Raw genomic sequence first — 16758 nt, 5'->3', positions numbered from 1 at the left:
GATTCTGGCTTATTAAGCTCGTCATATAAGCTACCGGCGCAAATCAGGGGGCATTCTTGCAGAAACGCGCGCGTATAAGGCGGATTGAGTTCTCCAATTTCAAGGCCCTGTCCCGGTTCACGCTGACGATAAACGAGATCAATATTCTTGTTGGGCCTAACAACTCGGGCAAGTCCACCTTGATCGGAGCTCTTCGGACACTCGATGCAGCAATACGTTTCGCCTGGTCTCGACCGCCCAGTCGCGTGTATGTCGGCGACAATTCCTATATCGGCTACCGCCTCCCCGAAGAGAGCGTTCCGATTTCTCTGGAGAACGTACAGACTGACTACAACGGGGCTGAAGCGCGCGTAACCTTTTCACTGAGCAATGGGAACTCGCTTGCATTGGTCTTTCCTGAAGATGGCGGCTGTGTCTTTCTCCCTTTTGTCGATGGTGGCGTGGTCAAAAGCGCATCAGAGTTCAAGCGAGAGTTCCCAATTTCTTTGATAATTGTGCCCGTCCTTGGGCCGGTTGAACATAGAGAAAAGAAACGGGAGCGCAGCACTGTCGTCTCCGGCTTGTCTACCCACCGGGCATCGAGACATTTTCGAAGCTACTGGCATTTTTTTCCAGACGGATTTGATGCGTTCTCGGAGCTTGTCGCAAGAACGTGGCCAGGAATGCAAATCAGTGCCCCGGAGTATGACTATGCTTCCGGAGAACTGAGCATGTTCTGCTTGGAGGACCGGATAACCAGAGAGATATATTGGGTCGGTTTTGGCTTCCAGATATGGTGCCAACTCCTAACACACCTATCTCGCGCGACCGAAAATTCTCTCATCGTGGTGGATGAGCCCGAAGTGTACCTACATCCCGATGTCCAACGCCAACTGCTAGGCATTATGCGGGACGCCGGGGCAGACGTAATGATCGCCACTCACTCGAGTGAAATAATTGCCGAGGCCGATCCGAGTGAGATCGTAATGATCGACAAGCACCGCCAATCTGGAGAGCGCATACGAAACATATCCGGTATTCAGCGTGCGCTTGATGCTGTTGGCTCCTCTCACAACATAACTCTCACCGCGCTTGCGAAGAGCCGTAGAATCCTCTTTGTCGAGGGCCTCAATGATTTCCGGCTACTTCGGCGTCTCGCACGTAAGATCGGGATGCAGGAGTTGAGTTCAGGCACTGGAATTATCCCTTTGGCGTCGGGAGGCTTTGGCTCTTGGCAAAAGATCACAATCCTTGCATCGGGCATCGCCGAAGCACTTGGTGCTCCGCTTATGATAGGGGCGATCTACGATCGTGATTACTTCTGCGAGGAACAAATCGCTGATGTGGTAGAAACTCTCGATGCCGGCCTTCTACTGGCGAGAGTGCTTGAACGAAAGGAGATAGAAAATTATCTTCTTGTCCCATCGGCTCTTGATCGAGCTGTGTACCGGACTCTCGGCGTGCGTCGAGATACGTCGGAATTACGCAGTTCGGAAGAGGTGACCTCAGAAGCCATTTTAGACGCGATAACTCGGCCGATGAGGGACGACGTGTTTTCTCAGTTGATGGCGCGGCGTCTTGAGTTCTTTCGCAAAAGAGGCGACGACGCGTCGAGCATCTATAAGCCCGTAATCTCTTCGTTCGAGGCTCGCTGGGCTAGTATTGGTTCAAGGATGACTCTGGTTTCGGGCAAGGAGGTCCTTCGTCAATATCGACAGCGGGTGAAAGATCAATATGGTATTACCCTGACAGACTCTCGTATCATTGATGCGATGAATAAGGATGATATCCCAACCGACATGGTTACGTTATTAAATGAGCTTGATTTGTTCAGAATCAGCACAAAGTCTGTAGCAGCGGCCTGAGAATGCAGATGGATCGGTGCTCTGCTGAGATGCGCATTTCGGCAACTCTTAGCCTCTCGCCCGACGCCGGCTCTCCACCGCATCCAGCCGTTCCTGCAAATGCCCATTCAGCACAATCATCTCCTTCAGCGCCTTCACCGCATCGCCCTGGTGCTGGGCAATGAACCTGTCGGCGATGGCCTGCAGCGCAGCCTCCTGGCGGCTGTCCAGCGTCACGATGTGATCCATGGCGATGCCTCCGATAGTTTCTGTTCAAATTGAACAAAACGGGAACAAAAATGTCAAGAGCGAATTGACTTGGCGAGGAATGCCTTCCTATTTGTCAGTAGGCGGGGCGGTTGCTCACAAATCGAGGAGAGCCGCGATGGGCAGACGAAAAAGCCGGTTCGACAGGCTGTCGGCGAGGGATGCGGAGGCGATCATCAGGGACGCCTTGAGCCTGCGCCGGACGGTGCTGTCGTCGCAGCTGCATCTGAAGGCGCATGGCGAGCTGTTCTGGCAGCTTTGCGGGCTTGTCGAGAAATTGCACGAGGTGCTGGCCAGCGTAGCGGAGAAGGAGCCCGATTATCGGATGGCGGAGCTTGGCCTGCTTCCCCTCCCCGAGGATTACTCGACCCGGAAATGAGCCATGGCCGGGCCGATGGACAGCGTTGGGCGTGCCGCCAAGGCCAACATGCTGCTTATCGTGGAGTGCGGCCACTGCTACCACGTCGGGCGCTTCAGGGCGAATGACGTGGCCCAGGTGGTGGGCTGGAACAAACCGCTGGAAGCGATCAGGTTCAGGTGCAAGCGATGCAGCCGCAAGGACACGACGGTGAAGACGCAGTTCATCGACCAGGATCATCCGCCCAAGGGCTACATCTGGGTGCTGCAGAAATTCAAGCGCTAAAACAATGAGCCTTGCGCCGGCGCCTGCTGCGGAAACTTGATCTGCGTCGCCGGCTTGTCGACGATCACCAGCGCGTCATCGGGCGCCGTGCGCTGCAGGTGTCTTGCCTCCGACCATGGCGCGCTGAGCCAAGCCTCGGTTTCTTCCGGCGTGGTCAGGATCACCGGCATTGCCTTGTCGTGGATCGGCGCGATCAGCGCGTTGGGCCTGGTCGTCATGAAGCCATAGACCTGGTGCTCGGCGGGGCCGTCCTTGACCTTGCGAATGCCCTGCCAGCGCGTCCACAGGCCGGCAAAGAAGAACAGCGGGCGGTCCTCGCCGAGTGCAAACCAGAAGTTGCGCTGAATGCCGGTCTCGGGGTCCTTGTCGCCGGGCGTCGGGCTGGGCTCGGCGAAGCTGGTGACGGGCACCACGCAGCGGTTCGCGATGCCGAGATATTGCTGCCAGTGGCCGTATTGCGGATTGCGGATATTGGTGGTGCCGTAGTCGGCCTTGCCCTTGACCCGCTCCAGTGGCGTCGGCATGCCCCACAGCAGATTGGCTAATTCGCGTTCGCCGTCCGGCGCATTGCGCACCACCGGGCCTGGCTGGTTGGGATAGATGTCGATGGAGGGTTCGAGATTGCCGAGTATATCGCGCAAGGCGCGGGTCCACTGGCGAATGGCCTCCTGGCTGGTCGTGATATTGTAAAGATTGCACATTTCAGGCCGTTCCCGGATGCTCAGGCATCTTGTTGGAAACGGCCCGGAATTTCCAGCGCTGTCCGTCGGGTTGCTGACACGGCAGGCCGTGTCAGCAATGGTTTTGTGAGACCTACCGCGCCGATTGTCTCATAGCTTGTGCGGCGACTGCCGCGAGAAAAGCCCTGGCCGCGGCATCGCAGGCCGCTCGGGACGGACCCTTGGCGAAAAGGAGAAGCTCGGCGGCTCGCATGTTGAGCCCGTGCTTTCTCGCGAATGTGACCAGATCGTAGGGTTTGTTGTCGTAAGGCTCGTCGTCGTCGTAGTCGATCGTCAGATCGTAGTTTTCTTTCATTTTCTTCCTCCCTTTAGCGATCTCCCCCCTCCTGTCGCTAACGCAAAATTAACCTCGATGGCGTCGGGCGAGTCCACCAATCAGAGATTGTGTAAGAAACGTACCGGGGCTGTGCGAGGTCAGATGTGCAGCCTCGCACCGGGTCCGGTGGGCAAGCGCCGCGTACCGACCCGATCGAAACCCGGCCTTCGGGCAGGCTAATTGTTAGGACGTTGATAAGCATTTGGGTAATAAAAGGCGGGAAATGAAATGCTGGCTTGATCGGGCATCTATGATGCTGTCGTTCTCAGTGGGCCTGTGACGTGCGCATCAAAAGCCAGATCCTTCTCAGTATGATGGCCGCCGCGGCTTTGATCGGGGTGGTCGGCGGCGTTGCGATTTTTACGCAGATGGCGGCGATCAGGGCGTTGGGATTGACCGAAGCGACCAATGTCGCGCGCGAACTGGCCAACACGATCGTGTTCAGGTCATCCGATGGGGCGCCGTCGCTGTTCGACCGACCCGACGCGCTCCGGGAGTTTTTGGAGCATCAGCACCATGGTTCGCGCAGGGATTTCCTGATCGTCGATCGCAACAAGGTCCTTCTGGCCCACGCTTCCGACGAGGACCACAAGGTCGGCGACAAGTTCGATCACGACGCCGGCGATGAAGTCGGCCAGACTCTGAAAGATGGCATCTCCCGCAGGTTTGAGGATGCTCATGAGGCCAACGACATGCTGGTCGTTCCGATCGAACATCCCGAGGACACGATCATCGGTGCCGTGCTCCTGGAATACGACCCGTTGCTAGGCGATGCCGAACGGCGCACCAGCAACATGCTTTGGTTGGTTGGCCTCAGCGCGACAGCCGCCATGCTGGTTGCGGCGGGATTCGCCGCTGTACTGCTGCGTCGTTTCGGTACCGGCCTTTCTGGCATGATGGGAGGCATGGAATCGCTGGCCAAAGGCAATGCCATGACGCGTGTAAGCTACACCGGCAAAGATGAGTTCGGGCAGCTGGCGCACGGCTTCAACATGATGGCCGCCGAGCTGGAATCGGCGCGGGCCCACATCGAGGATATCGTCGAGACGGCGGCTGAAGGCATTGCCGTCCTCGACGGTGATGGCCGGATTGCCAGCGTCAATCCCGCGGCGGTCTCGATGATCGGGCGGCGCGCCAACAAGATCGTCGGCCAGGAGTGGCGCTCGGTCATGACGATACGTGATCCGAAAGGCGACGAATTCGCCGCCGGGACGTCTCCCATCGAGCTGGCCTTGACCTCGGGCCGCCAACACCAGGGCGAAGTGCGCTTGACCAAATTGGACGGCTCGCATTTGCCGGTGATCGCGAGCTGCAGTCCGCTCAGCAAGTCGGACGGAAGCCTCGTCCTCACGCTCAACGACATCAGCGAACTGCGCCGCGCGGAGAGCGTTGTGAACGAGCGTGCCGATCAGCTGGCGGGGCTGAACCGCGAATTGCACGAGAAGTCGGAAACAACGTCCCGTCTGGTGAAGCTGGGGGAGCTGCTGCAGGCCTGCGTTACGTTTCCTGAAGCGTTTTCAGTGGTCGGCACCGCCATGGCCGAGTTCCTCGGCGGCTTAAGCGGAACCGTCCACCTGACCAGCGCCTCGCGTAATCTGGTGGAAGAGGTGGCGCATTGGGGCGCCGTCCGGTCGAGCGCTGGCCAATTTGCGCCGGAAGACTGCTGGGCGTTGCGGCGCGGCCAGGAGCATGTCGCCGGCCCGGGCATGTTGTCGCCGCGTTGCGCCCATATCACCGAGAATGGCGGCAAGGGTTACGTCTGCATGCCGCTGGCGGCGCAAGGCGAAACACTGGGCATCTTGCATTTGTGTGAACCGAATGCGGCGGACAAACCGCAATGGCTGGCTGAAAGGCAGCAGATCCTGCGCGGCGTCGTCGACACGCTGGCATTGGCGCTGGCCAATCTGCGCCTGCGCGAGACGCTGCGGCAGCAATCGATCCGCGATCCGAATACCGGTCTGTTCAACAGGCGTTATCTCGAGGAGACCAGCAGCCGTGAATTGCGCCGGATGGAGCGCTCGGGTCAGCCATTGGTCGTCATGATGCTTGACGTCGATCATTTCAAACAGTTCAACGATACGTTCGGCCACGAGGCCGGTGACCTGGTGTTGAAGCAAGTTGCCGCCACCTTGATCGAGCATGCCAGGGATAGCGATGTCGTATCGCGCTATGGCGGCGAGGAATTCGCCCTTGTGATGCCGGGGTGCTCGCTTGAAGAGGGTGCTGAGCGGGCGGAGGCGCTACGCCAGGCAATCAGGCAGCTTCACCTGGCGCATCGAGGCAGGACGCTGGGCACTGTTACCGTTTCGTTCGGGGTGGCCGCTTACCCCGACCACGGAGCGGGCTGGGCCGAACTCACAAATGCCGCGGATCATGCGCTCTACGAGGCCAAGGGTGAGGGTCGCGATCGGGTCGTGGTTGCGCGCAACAGCGCCCCCGGCGAGCGACAAATCCAGTTGGTAACGGCTCCCAAAAAATAGCCGGACGCCATCTTGCCGCTGATTGCCAAGCGACGCTCGCATGAAGGCCAAGCCGGCCTCGTTGGGTTCGGCTAAAGAATAAATCCGGCTAATAACACCGTAAGGAGCAGTGACAGCGGAACGGCTGCAAGACACCAGATCTCCAACGTGTTGTTTTGCCGCGGGTCCATCGTCAACCTCACTTTTTTATTTTGTCATTGTGACACCAACGGTTGGCCGGAGGTAGCGGTTCCAAGCGACGCTGTTCATAGAGCGCTGCCTGTGCTGCATATTAGCAACATCTTGACGACCGCTGAGCCCTGTACCGCCTGGACACCTTCAGTTGGCGCCGGATTGGATGCGCATTTCGCAGGAATGCAAGCGCCCTCCGCATCAGCCGTGCGGGGATCGATCGACGCCCATGATCAGCGCCGAGCCGCATGCCCCGGAACCCGATGGCTGCATCTATCTCCGGACGAAGTTTCGCTGCCGAGCCGATCCGATCTTCACTCACAGCCAGCGATGCCCGTTCACAGGGACCTAAGTCTGACCTGCCTGCGCAATGGTCCCGTGCACAGGCAACTTCGGGAACAACTGCGCCCGTCTTCAGTTGATGGCGTCACCTCCTCGAGGAGACATCGGCGCAGAATCAGTCCCTTCATGCGCTGATTAGGGTCCGCCTGCCATTGCTGGATTTGGCAGGCGGACCCTTGGTTCTGTATGCTCCAGATCGAAAGCGGGTAAGCTCGGGATCACTCATCACCCCAGAAATCCTGCAGAGAAGCATGGCGGAGGTCTTCCTCATCCCTGAGATGCTTGACCTGGCTTGACATTCGAGACGACCTCACAGCGCGCGCAGTGGGGTCACCCTCAGCCTTCCAGCGCCTCGTGCTGGTAAAGCTCGTCCATGCTGAGCGTCGCAAGCGCGGCGAAGGGTGCCTGCTTTTTCACGCGGCCGTGGCTCAGGATCACCACGTCGTCGCAGAACGAGATGGTGCTGCGATGATGGCTGATGACGATGGTGGTGCGGCGGCCGGCGCGCGACTTCAGCGTCTCGACGATCGCCGCCTCCGACAGTCCGTCCACCGCATTGGTGGCTTCGTCCAGGATGAGGATATCGGGATCGCGCACCAGGGCCCTAGCCAGTGCGATCCGCTGCCGCTGTCCCGCCGAGAGATTGACGCCGCGGTAGCCGACGACGGTCCTGTAGCCTTGCGGCAGTTGCTCGATGAAGCCATGCGCTTCGGCCAGTTTTGCCGCGCGCTCGGCATCGTCGGCCGAGACCGCGTCTTGGCCGTAGACAATGTTTTCGAAAATCGTGCCGTCGACCAGTTCCAGCTCCTGGCTGGCAAGTGCAATGTGCTTTCGCCACTGGCTGGGGTCGATGCGGTCCAGCGGCGATCCATCGACGAGGATGCTGCCGCTATCCGGTTCGACGAAGCGGCACAAAAGGTTGACGATCGTCGTCTTGCCGGCGCCCGACCGGCCGATCAGCGCGGTCGAGCGACCGCTGCGGATATCGAAACTCGCCGCATGCAGCACCACCGCGCGCTGCTCCGAGCCGGAATAGGTAAAGGTGACGTCCTCGAACTTGATGCCTTGGCTGAGCCCGGGGAACGCCGCGTCACCTTGCGGCGGCTGGGGCTTGCCGGATGGGTCCAGCATCCACGTCACCTCTTCAAGCGATCCGCTCAGGCCCTGCAGCTGGCTCCAGGCCATTTGCAAAGACCGCATATAGGGCTGCAGCCTGTAGAGCAGGATGACGAAGGCGACGATCAGCGGGAAGGAAACATTGGCGAACCAGGCGCCGATCACCACCGCCAGGAACAGCATGGCGTGCAGAACCTCGGTCAGCGGCGGCAACGCTCCCTGACGGGTCAAAAGCACGAACGCCGCCCGGCGCACCGCATCCGACGCCTGGTCGAATGCCGCCTTCTCGCGTTGCTCCTGGCCAAAAATGCGGATCAGCCGCCCGGCATGCACCAGATGCAGCATCTGCGAGGCGAGCTGGCTGTTACGGGAGGCGACGCTGCGGCTCGGCGCCTTCAGATTGGCGGACAGCATGGCGTGCGCGACCTGCACCAGCGCCAGGCCCAGCGTGACCAGCAACGTCATCTGCCACGACAGGAGCAGCAGGAAGGTGAGGAGGATGATCGCGGCCGATGCGTTGACGATTGCACCCAGCGTGATCTGGATGGCATCCGAGGCCCGCCAGGATTCGTTGGAGATGATGTTGAGCAGCCGTCCAGGGCTTTGCTGCAGGAAAAATGGATAGCCTACCCGCAGCAGCTGCTCCGACAGCGCGCTGCGGATCGAATGGCTGGCCTTGCCGTAGATGAAGGTGGTCAGCAGCGTGTTGGCGTAGGCGAACAGATTTTTCAGCACGATCGAGCCGAGGATGGCGACCGATATGACGATCAGCCGGTCGCGCTCGCTCAGGCTCGCTCCGACATGCTGGAAGACGGCGGAAAAGCCGGCCATGCCGGTCTGCCCCTGTTGCCCCATGATTATGTTCAGCAACGGGATGATCAGGCCGATACCGAAGCCTTCAAGTGCCGCGCTGAGCAGCCCGAGCACCACCACGGCCGGAAGCAGGCGCAACTGCTTTTGCCCGAGCGCGCGACGCAGCATCGGCAGGCTGGGCGGCATCAGTCGCATGATAGCGGATCACCTCGCCTCGGCATTTGCCTGTTGCTCCTGTCGCATCTCCGTTGTCTTTGGCGATTTCGCCAGCAAAAGCACCGCGAACTTGGCCGCGCCGAGCAGATTCATGCCGATGATCGGCCAGTGCGACAGCTTGAGTTCACGGTCGAACAGCGGGCCTTTCCTCAGTTCGCGCAAGGCTGCCCTCATCGACCAGTAGAAATGCCGAAGCAGCCACGGCGCGTGGCGGATATGCTTCAGGCAAAGCCCGCCATTGCCCATGCTGTAATCGCGATGCAGCTTTTCGATGGCCTTGCGGTCGCGCCGGCCGTGATGGTGATAGATGGTCATGTCGGGCACGTATTCGACCGGAATGCCGAGCAGCACCGCCCGGACGAGATAGTCCGTATCTTCCGCCGAGCGCAGCGGGCCGCCGGCGCCGAAGCGTTCGTCGAAACGCCCGATGCGGGCGGCAACATCGCGGTGCATCGTCATATTGCAGCCGAGCACGAAGCCACCAGGATGGACATCCGGCGTGAGCCGCGCGCGCACCGGTGACCGCTTGATGGTGAACGGCAGGTCGCGGGGATCGCCATGCTCGACGCGGCCACCGCGGATGACCCGTTCGCCGGCCGCATAGTGCCGCTGCAGATCGCGCAGATAATCCTTGTGGACCGCGCAATCATCATCGACGAAGACCAGCACGCGGCCCCGCGCCCGCTCCAGCCCGGCGTTGCGCGCGGCCGCCAATCCGGGTCGCGGCTCGCAAATGGCAGTGAACGGGATGTCCGACAGTTCGGCGATGCTGGCCAGCCGTTTGGCCGTGCTGTCGGTCGAGCCGTTGTCGACAACCACCAGCTCGGCGGCAAAGTCGGCATGGGCACGACACGCGGCCTGGATCGAGCTGATGCAGGGCTCGAGTACGGCGACACGGTCGCGGGTGCAGACAATGAAGCTGACCGCCGGCACCGGTCCTTGCTGCGGCCGCGGCGACATGGCCGCCGGCATCATCGAGCGGCCGCGTTGCTGGAACTGGTGCGATTTGACGAACATGGGCTGCTAGCTCAACTGGTTCGAAGGCAAAACCGCCGCGGCCGGCACGGACTGCAGATACCGCGACAAGGCATCCACCTGCCTGGTGACCGACATCGAGACGAGACTGAAGCGCGGCGCGAAAGCACCGGTGCGAAACACGTACTGCTCGCGGCGCCGGATGAGTTTCCATTTCGCCGTCCGTGTCAGGAATTCGTGCATCAGCAGCGGCTGTCTTTCTCCCGATATCAGCTGATAGAGGAAATAGAACAGGTTCAGCGTGCCGGCCTGGTAGCTCGGCCTCGTCTCGGACGGCAGCGCGGCAATCCTTTCTTCCAGCGCGAGGATCCATTCGGCGGCACGGCGAATCGTCTCCATCGACAGGACCTCACCGATGGCGCGGAGGTCCTGCGTCTCTTGTGCGAGCCCTTCGCGCTCTAGGTTCTCGGCGACGATCTTCAAATGCGTCCTGCGCATTTCGCGCTTGTGCCTGTTGGTCACGCTGTCGTCATGGATACGATAGGCGATGAGGCTTTCGGGGATCATTGCTGCCGGGTAGCGATCGGTCAGCCGCCTGAACAGGTCGAAATCCTCGGCGTGCTTGTAGCTCTCGTCATAAAATAGAACGCCGTCTTCGATGACCTTCCGGTTATAAACGACCGTTGAATGCATGAAGATCGTGAAGAACATCGACAATATGCGCAGGCTATTGTCCTGGAATATCGGATCGGGCGCCCCCCTGACGATGCGGTTGCCGAGCAAGGTGTCGAAGCTTGCGCCGCATAGAGCGAGGTCAGGCTGCTGGTCGAACAGTGCTACCTGCCGCGACAGGCGTTGGGGATAGGCGATGTCGTCGGCATCCATCCTGGCGACCAGATCGCCGCGGGCCATGGCCAGGCCTTCATTCAGCGTTGCGATCAGGCCACGGTTTTCGCGGGAGACGATCGAGATGCGGCTGTCGGCCTGACGATATTTCCGCAGGATCTGCAGCGAGTTGTCGGTCGAGCCGTCGTCGATGGCGATGACCTCCACACGCTCGTAATCCTGCCGCAGGATGCTGCTCAGCGCAGCGGCCAGATAAGGTCCCGCATTGTAGATCGGCAGCAGAACGGAGACCAAGGGAGCAGCAGCCATAGTCAGCCCCGATCGGTTTGTTGCAGCTTGCGCGGCAAGCGTGGTGCGCCATCAAGCGGCCTGCCCAGATATGCTCCGGCCGCAAGCCATCCGGCATTGCCCACGTCGATGCCTGCTGGGACGGCGCCTGGGCCTCTTCGAGCGACATAGGGGAAGTGGCGCTTGAGGCTGTTGAGTGGCTTCTCGAAAAGCAGCCACGAGACCGAAGCCAGCATGAGCGTTGCCGTTCCCGCCACCAGGAACCGCCCCGGCCCTTGCTCGGAGACGTTGAGCGGGATCCACGGCTGCGATTTGACGACCAGCGCCAGCACAATGGGATGGTAGAGATAGACGCCGTAGCTGATGCGGCCAAAACCGAGCAGCGGCGGCAGTTCGAGAAGTTTTCCGGCGCGCCCGCCAATGCCCCTCGAACAGCTTGCAACGATGACCACCAGCGGCGCGACAGGCAGTATCTGCAACAGCAGCCAGAGGCCCCATTCCTGCACCGGATTTGCAGGCGTCGGCGCAAACCACTGCAGAACGAAAAACGCCGCAGCGAGCCCCGGCCAGCCAACTCGAAGCCATTGCGGCAAGCCAGCAGCTCTTGACCGGTAGGCGGCGAGCAGCGCGCCTGACGCCAGTGCATCCATCGACGCCGGCGGCAGCAGGTCGCGCGCCAGGCTGGGCGTTCCCGCGATCGGCCAATAAAAGCGATAGGCCAGCGACAGCGCGATAACGCCGATGCAGATCGTTTCCAGGCGCCAGCGCGGCGCCAGCAGGACGATCAGCGGCCAAGCGATATAGAACTGCTCCTCGATGCTCAGGCTCCAGAAATGGCAGAGCAGCCAGGGCGTCCACTCATTCTGCGATGCGTACCAGAAATTCGACAGATAGAGCGCATGCCAGGCCAGCGACCCCCTGGACTGCTCCAGGTCCACCAGCCAGACGAAACCCAACACCGCAAAATAGGGCGGGAATATCCGCAGCGCCCGCCTGATATAGAAGGATCTCAGCGCCGGTCCGGTTTCGAATTCGGCGGCCGCTCTGGCTTCCAGCAGCAGTCGCGTGATCAGAAAGCCGCTCAGCACGAAGAACAGACGCACGCCAATATGGCCCCAGAACGAGGATCCTCCGGCCGCGAAGAAGTGGGCGTACAGCACCATCGTCACGGCGATGGCCCTCAGCGCGTCCAATTGGGTGTCGCGCGCATTTCCCATTAGCGGCGTACGCCGGCGGGACGGCGAAACTGCCAATCGGTCAACATGGCGGCGTCGTTCACGGCGCATTTCCAATCGGTAGCGCCCCCCTCACCCAGAATAGGGCCACCATTGTGCAACGCAACACAAAAAGTTGACACATTTGAAACAGGAACGTGAGACGCTACTAATAAAGCACAAGAAACAGCAGGAACCAGCCCGAATTGTCCATTTTTGACGATTTTCACACCCTGCCTTGGCCGACCAATTTCGGCGGCAGGGGTGCTGCGATGCAACATGCTCGCCGCCGCCGCGAAGCTCGTCCGCTCGATCGCCGCCGGCAGCACCGGCGTCATCCTCGTCGCGCATGATCTCTCCACGGTGCGGGCGCTGGCCGACAGGATCGTGGTCCTCAGCCTCGGACGCGTGGCCTATGATGGATCCCCCAGGCACCTGAGCGCCGACCAGCTGTGGGACCTCATAGCGAGCGGCACCCTCGCATCCGCCGGGCCAATAGGAAGGCGTGTTGAAGGAGGGGCTGCTTCGCGGGACCCACTCACGCGCAAGCTTCCCGCCTCCGGGTTACGCCTCCTTGCTGGCATTCGCGACCACCACTGCGCGACGCTCCGGCAGCCCCATTCCGACGAGCGCACCTGCGAGTGAGAGCAGAGCGGAGACGTCGATTGCCGAGGTGAAGCCATCAGTGAACGCGTCGGTGGACGCGAAGCTTCCGGTCCCGGCGAACACCGCACCGGCGATCGCGATCCCAGATACGCCACCGAGGAAGCGGAATGTGTTGAACGTGCCGGCAGCCTTGCCGACCTCCGGCCGGGCGACCGCATTGAGGACCGCATTCTGCGCGGCAGGCATGGCCATCGATACGCCTGCGCCGGTAATGATCAGCGGCGCGACGAGCTGGATGTAGGGCAGATCAGGTGCTGCGATCTGCGCCAGCCAGGCCATTCCGGCCGCTTGCAGGATCAATCCGGCCACCACAAGCCAGCGCTCGCCGACGCGGTTGATCAGGCTGCCTGCGATCGGTGCGACCACAAAAAGCGTTGCGGTCCAGGGCAGCAATCCCATGCCGGCGCCGAGCGGCCCGCGGCGCTGGGAAAACTGCAGAAACTGCGGCAACAGGAATACGAGGCCGTACATGGCGGCGCAGAGCAGGAAGTTCGCCCCTACGCCCGAGGAGAATGCGCGCGCCCGAAAAAACCGCAAAGGCAGCATGGCCTCACGGATGCGCAACTGCCAAAGGACGAATGCGATAGCGAGAACCAGCCCGGCCGTCAGCGCCGACAGCACTTCAGAGCTGCTCCAGCCCGCAATGTTGCCGCGCATCAGACCCCAGACAACTCCAAATGCCGCCGCAGTTACCAGGACGACGCCGAGGACATCGATCGGCGTGCCCGGCCCGTGACTCTCCGGAATCCGACGCAGCACCAGCGGGATGAGGACGATGCCGACCGGGACATTGAGCCAGAAGATCCAGTGCCAGGAGAGGCCTTCGGAGATCGCACCGCCGGCAATCGGACCGATGATCAGGGCCAGGCCGGTGATGCTGCTGAAGATACCCAGCGCCTTGCCTCGTTCCTCCGGAGGAAAAGCGACGCTCAGCAGCGCCATGGCCAGCGGCATGACCATTGCGGCACCCGCGCCCTGAACCGCGCGAGCCGCAATCAGCAATCCGGCATTTCCAGCGAGCGCGCAGGCAACGGACGCTGCGACGAACAGCGCCAATCCGGCGATGAAGATGCGGCGGCGGCCGAACCTGTCACCGAGCGCCGCCCCGGTCATGAGCAGGACGGCAAAACTCAAATTGTAGGCGTTCATCGTCCATTGCAGCGTCTCCAGCGAGGCATCGAGTTCGACCCGCATCGTACTTAATGCGGTCGCCACGACCATCGCATCGAGAACGACCATCAAGGAGCCTATCGACGTGAGGGCGAGAACCCAGACCTTCGTTGATGCCGCACTTTGCTTGCTCATGATTATGACGCCTCCGGCTTGAACAGACGGCCCGCCAGTCTCGCGGGCCCGTGATCCAGTGACGCGGAGGCACGACCAAAGGATTCCAGCTAAAGAAAGTTTTTTCGACCGAATCCTTTTGCCATCGTCGAGCGTCTATAGGACGCTGCCCCCGACGGCGGGCGCCTCTGCCTGGGAGATACGCATGAAATCGACGCTTGTGCGATGACCGGATCCGCAATTGGCACCCCAGAAGGACGGGAGCCATTTGACCGGCTGCTCGGCGAATTGCGGCCGAAACTGCACCGTTATTGCGCCCGCATGACCGGTTCGGTGATCGATGCCGAGGATGTCGTTCAGGAAGCTACGGTCAAGGCGCTCGAGGCGTTCCCCGGGACCGGGCCGATAGCCAATGTCGAGGGCTGGCTGTTCCGCATCGCGCACAATGCCGCGCTCGACCACCTGCGCCGTCGCGCCAGGGCGGATGCCGCGCATGCCGTCGAGGATATCGACATGATACCTGACCCCGGCATGTCGGCCGAGGGCCGGCACACTGCAGCCGCAAGCCTGCAGACCTTCATGCGGCTGCCCGCGGCGCAGCGTAGCAGCGTCATCCTGATGGATGTGCTCGGGTATACGATCGAAGAGATCGGCAACATTATCGACAGCAGCGTTCCGGCGGTGAAAGCCGCTCTGCATCGCGGCCGTCTGCGCCTGCGCGAGGTCGCCGGCGAGCCTGACGATCGGCCTGTGCCGGTGTTGACCGAGCCCGAGCGGGCGCGTCTGGCAGCCTACGTAGATCGGTTCAACGCCCGCGACTTCGATGCGATCCGCGACATGTTGGCCGAAGACGTGCGGCTTGACCTCGTCAACCGGCTCCGGGCGAGCGGCCGCGCGAAAGTGGGCCGATACTTCCACAATTACGCGGGTATCCACGATTGGCAACTGCTTCCAGGCCAGGTCGATCGGCACCCAGCCATTCTTGTGATCGATCCGGATGACCCGGCCGGAGGGCCAAAATACTTTATCCTGCTGGAATGGGCGGGCGACAGATTGGCGAGAATTCGCGATTTCCGCTATGCGCGCTACACGCTTGATGGCGCCGAAGTAGTGCCTCTGCGGGCATAGCAATTCGCGTTTCATAATGCCGAACAACCACTGCCAGGATCGCGGCCGCTTGCCATCCAAGCGGCCGCCCTTTTTCGTCGATCCTGCTTTAAGCCGGTTGCAACTCCCTGCGCGGCAGCGGCGGGAAGGCGATCGCAATCGCCATCGCACCAAGCCCGACAAGGGCCGAGCCGATGAACAGCCAAGAATAGCTGGCATAGGCATCGAACACCATGCCGCCGGCGAGCGGGCCGAAAGCCATGCCGAGGCTGGACAGCATGGTTACGGCACCGAACACGGTGCCGAGGATGCGCTGGCCAAAATATTCGCGCGCCAGCACCGCATAGAGCGGCATGACGCCGCCATAGGTGGCGCCGAAGATGACGGCGAGCGTGTAGAATTGACCAAGCTCGCTGACGGCCAGATAGGCGGCGATAACCACGGCCTGTATGGCCAGCCCGGTGATCAGCACCGGCTTGACGCCCAGCCGGTCGGCGAGCACGCCGTAAAGCAGCCGGCCACCCAGCCCTGCCAGGCCCTCGATGCTGTAGATGCTGACCGCTGCCATCGGCGCGATGCCGCACAGCATCGCATAGCTCACCATATGGAAGATCGGCCCGGAATGGGCCGCGCAGCAGGCAAAGAAAGTCAGTCCCAACACGATGAATTGCGGCGAGCGCAGCGCCTGCGGAACAGTCATGCCGGCACCCTCGGCGGCAACGCTTGGGGCAGCGCCTTCGGCAGCGGGTTTGGGTGGCTGGCGCACCAGAAGCGCGGCCGGCAGTAGCAGCACCCACGCGGTTATGCCGATGTCGAACATCGCGGTGCGCCAGTCGTAGGCCGAAATCAGCCAGCGCGCGAAGGGCGAGATGGTCATTGGCGCCACGCCCATGCCGGCCGAGACCAGCGAGACGGCGAGGCTGCGGTTCGTTTCGAACCAGGCGGAGGTCAGCGCGATCATCGGCGCGAAGAAGGCGCTTGCCGCGAGGCCGACGAGCACGCCGTAGGCCAACTGGAAAACGAGCAGCGAACCGGTGCGGCTGGCCAGCACCAGCGCCAGGCCGAGCAGCACGGCGCCGGTCATGACGACGATGCGGGCGCCGAAACGGTCGTAAATGGCGCCCCAGGCGAAGCCGCCGAGGCCCATTACCAGGAAGTTCAGCGTCATCGCGCTCGATATGCCGGCGCGCGACCATTGTGTGTCGAGCGCCATCGGTTCGAGGAAGATCGCCAGCGAGAACATCGCCCCGAGAGCGACACAGGTCATCAGCGCGCCAGCCGCGACGATAACCCAACGATAGGGAAGGCTCATTTCAATTTTCTCCCATGCCGGAAGCGTTGATACGGCACGACCTTTTCGAGCTTCGCCGAGCCGCTTGCGTCCGAAGGACGTTGGAGATGTTTTGAATCCGACAATCCGGTTGCATTTTTTATCCAGTCAGAAAATTGCG

Annotated in this window: 15 protein-coding genes; 5 read left to right on the top strand and 10 right to left on the bottom strand. The window is 61.4% G+C overall.

Annotated elements, in window-relative coordinates:
* The first annotated feature begins 56 nt into the window (after positions 1-56).
* Positions 57-1844: an ATP-dependent nuclease gene (locus NKH50_RS17115; protein WP_352752711.1), complete on the top strand. Its 1788-nt coding sequence runs from the start codon at positions 57-59 to the stop codon at positions 1842-1844.
* Between the two features lie 48 nt (positions 1845-1892).
* Here NKH50_RS17115 and NKH50_RS17110 read toward each other — a convergent pair whose 3' ends face one another.
* Positions 1893-2072, bottom strand: a complete 180-nt coding sequence (locus NKH50_RS17110; RefSeq protein WP_352507146.1) for a hypothetical protein — start codon at positions 2070-2072, stop codon at positions 1893-1895.
* Positions 2073-2208: 136 nt separating this feature from the next.
* Between NKH50_RS17110 and NKH50_RS17105 the strand changes: the two genes are divergently transcribed.
* The gene (locus NKH50_RS17105; protein ID WP_254819421.1) at positions 2209-2469 is read left to right on the top strand and encodes a hypothetical protein; all 261 of its coding nucleotides are present in this window, start codon (positions 2209-2211) and stop codon (positions 2467-2469) included.
* Positions 2470-2472: 3 nt separating this feature from the next.
* Positions 2473-2733, top strand: coding sequence for a hypothetical protein (locus NKH50_RS17100; RefSeq protein ID WP_023677293.1), 261 nt, complete (start codon positions 2473-2475; stop codon positions 2731-2733).
* On the opposite strand, the gene NKH50_RS17095 is transcribed toward NKH50_RS17100, so the two are convergent.
* Both NKH50_RS17095 and NKH50_RS17090 read right to left on the bottom strand, forming a co-directional pair.
* Positions 2730-3434, bottom strand: coding sequence for an SOS response-associated peptidase (locus tag NKH50_RS17095; protein ID WP_352705672.1), 705 nt, complete (start codon positions 3432-3434; stop codon positions 2730-2732). The two genes, NKH50_RS17100 and NKH50_RS17095, sit on opposite strands and share 4 nt — an antisense overlap.
* Positions 3435-3546: 112 nt before the next feature.
* Positions 3547-3768, bottom strand: a complete 222-nt coding sequence (locus tag NKH50_RS17090) for a hypothetical protein (protein WP_254819423.1) — start codon at positions 3766-3768, stop codon at positions 3547-3549.
* Between the two features lie 335 nt (positions 3769-4103).
* Between NKH50_RS17090 and NKH50_RS17085 the strand changes: the two genes are divergently transcribed.
* Positions 4104-6269, top strand: a complete 2166-nt coding sequence (locus NKH50_RS17085; protein ID WP_352880008.1) for a diguanylate cyclase — start codon at positions 4104-4106, stop codon at positions 6267-6269.
* 849 nt (positions 6270-7118) lie between these two features.
* On the opposite strand, the gene NKH50_RS17080 is transcribed toward NKH50_RS17085, so the two are convergent.
* The 6 genes from NKH50_RS17080 to NKH50_RS17055 all read right to left on the bottom strand — a co-directional run bounded on the left by NKH50_RS17080 (position 7119) and on the right by NKH50_RS17055 (position 14221).
* Positions 7119-8906 (bottom strand): ABC transporter ATP-binding protein, encoded by a 1788-nt coding sequence (locus NKH50_RS17080; RefSeq protein ID WP_502906871.1) that lies wholly within the window; start codon positions 8904-8906, stop codon positions 7119-7121.
* Positions 8907-8915: 9 nt separating this feature from the next.
* Positions 8916-9902 (bottom strand): glycosyltransferase family 2 protein, encoded by a 987-nt coding sequence (locus NKH50_RS17075; protein WP_352880225.1) that lies wholly within the window; start codon positions 9900-9902, stop codon positions 8916-8918.
* A 48-nt stretch (positions 9903-9950) separates the two neighbouring features.
* Positions 9951-11057 (bottom strand): glycosyltransferase family 2 protein, encoded by a 1107-nt coding sequence (locus tag NKH50_RS17070; RefSeq protein WP_352880006.1) that lies wholly within the window; start codon positions 11055-11057, stop codon positions 9951-9953.
* 2 nt (positions 11058-11059) lie between these two features.
* Positions 11060-12253: an acyltransferase family protein gene (locus tag NKH50_RS17065; RefSeq protein ID WP_352880004.1), complete on the bottom strand. Its 1194-nt coding sequence runs from the start codon at positions 12251-12253 to the stop codon at positions 11060-11062.
* Positions 12253-12588 (bottom strand): hypothetical protein, encoded by a 336-nt coding sequence (locus tag NKH50_RS17060; RefSeq protein ID WP_352690348.1) that lies wholly within the window; start codon positions 12586-12588, stop codon positions 12253-12255. The genes NKH50_RS17065 and NKH50_RS17060 overlap by 1 nt, the downstream gene beginning before the upstream one ends.
* Before the next feature lie 226 nt (positions 12589-12814).
* A complete protein-coding gene (locus tag NKH50_RS17055; RefSeq protein WP_352880002.1) occupies positions 12815-14221 on the bottom strand; it encodes a DHA2 family efflux MFS transporter permease subunit in 1407 nt (468 codons plus the stop codon).
* A 204-nt stretch (positions 14222-14425) separates the two neighbouring features.
* Here NKH50_RS17055 and NKH50_RS17050 point away from each other — a divergent pair, with 204 nt between their 5' ends.
* Positions 14426-15328 (top strand): sigma-70 family RNA polymerase sigma factor, encoded by a 903-nt coding sequence (locus NKH50_RS17050; protein ID WP_352880000.1) that lies wholly within the window; start codon positions 14426-14428, stop codon positions 15326-15328.
* 88 nt (positions 15329-15416) lie between these two features.
* On the opposite strand, the gene NKH50_RS17045 is transcribed toward NKH50_RS17050, so the two are convergent.
* The gene (locus NKH50_RS17045) at positions 15417-16619 is read right to left on the bottom strand and encodes an MFS transporter (RefSeq protein ID WP_352737380.1); all 1203 of its coding nucleotides are present in this window, start codon (positions 16617-16619) and stop codon (positions 15417-15419) included.
* Positions 16620-16758: the final 139 nt, after the last annotated feature.

Source organism: Mesorhizobium sp. M1027, from assembly GCF_040318745.1.
Lineage (GTDB): Bacteria > Pseudomonadota > Alphaproteobacteria > Rhizobiales > Rhizobiaceae > Mesorhizobium.
This window is presented reverse-complemented; position numbering and strand designations above follow the sequence as displayed.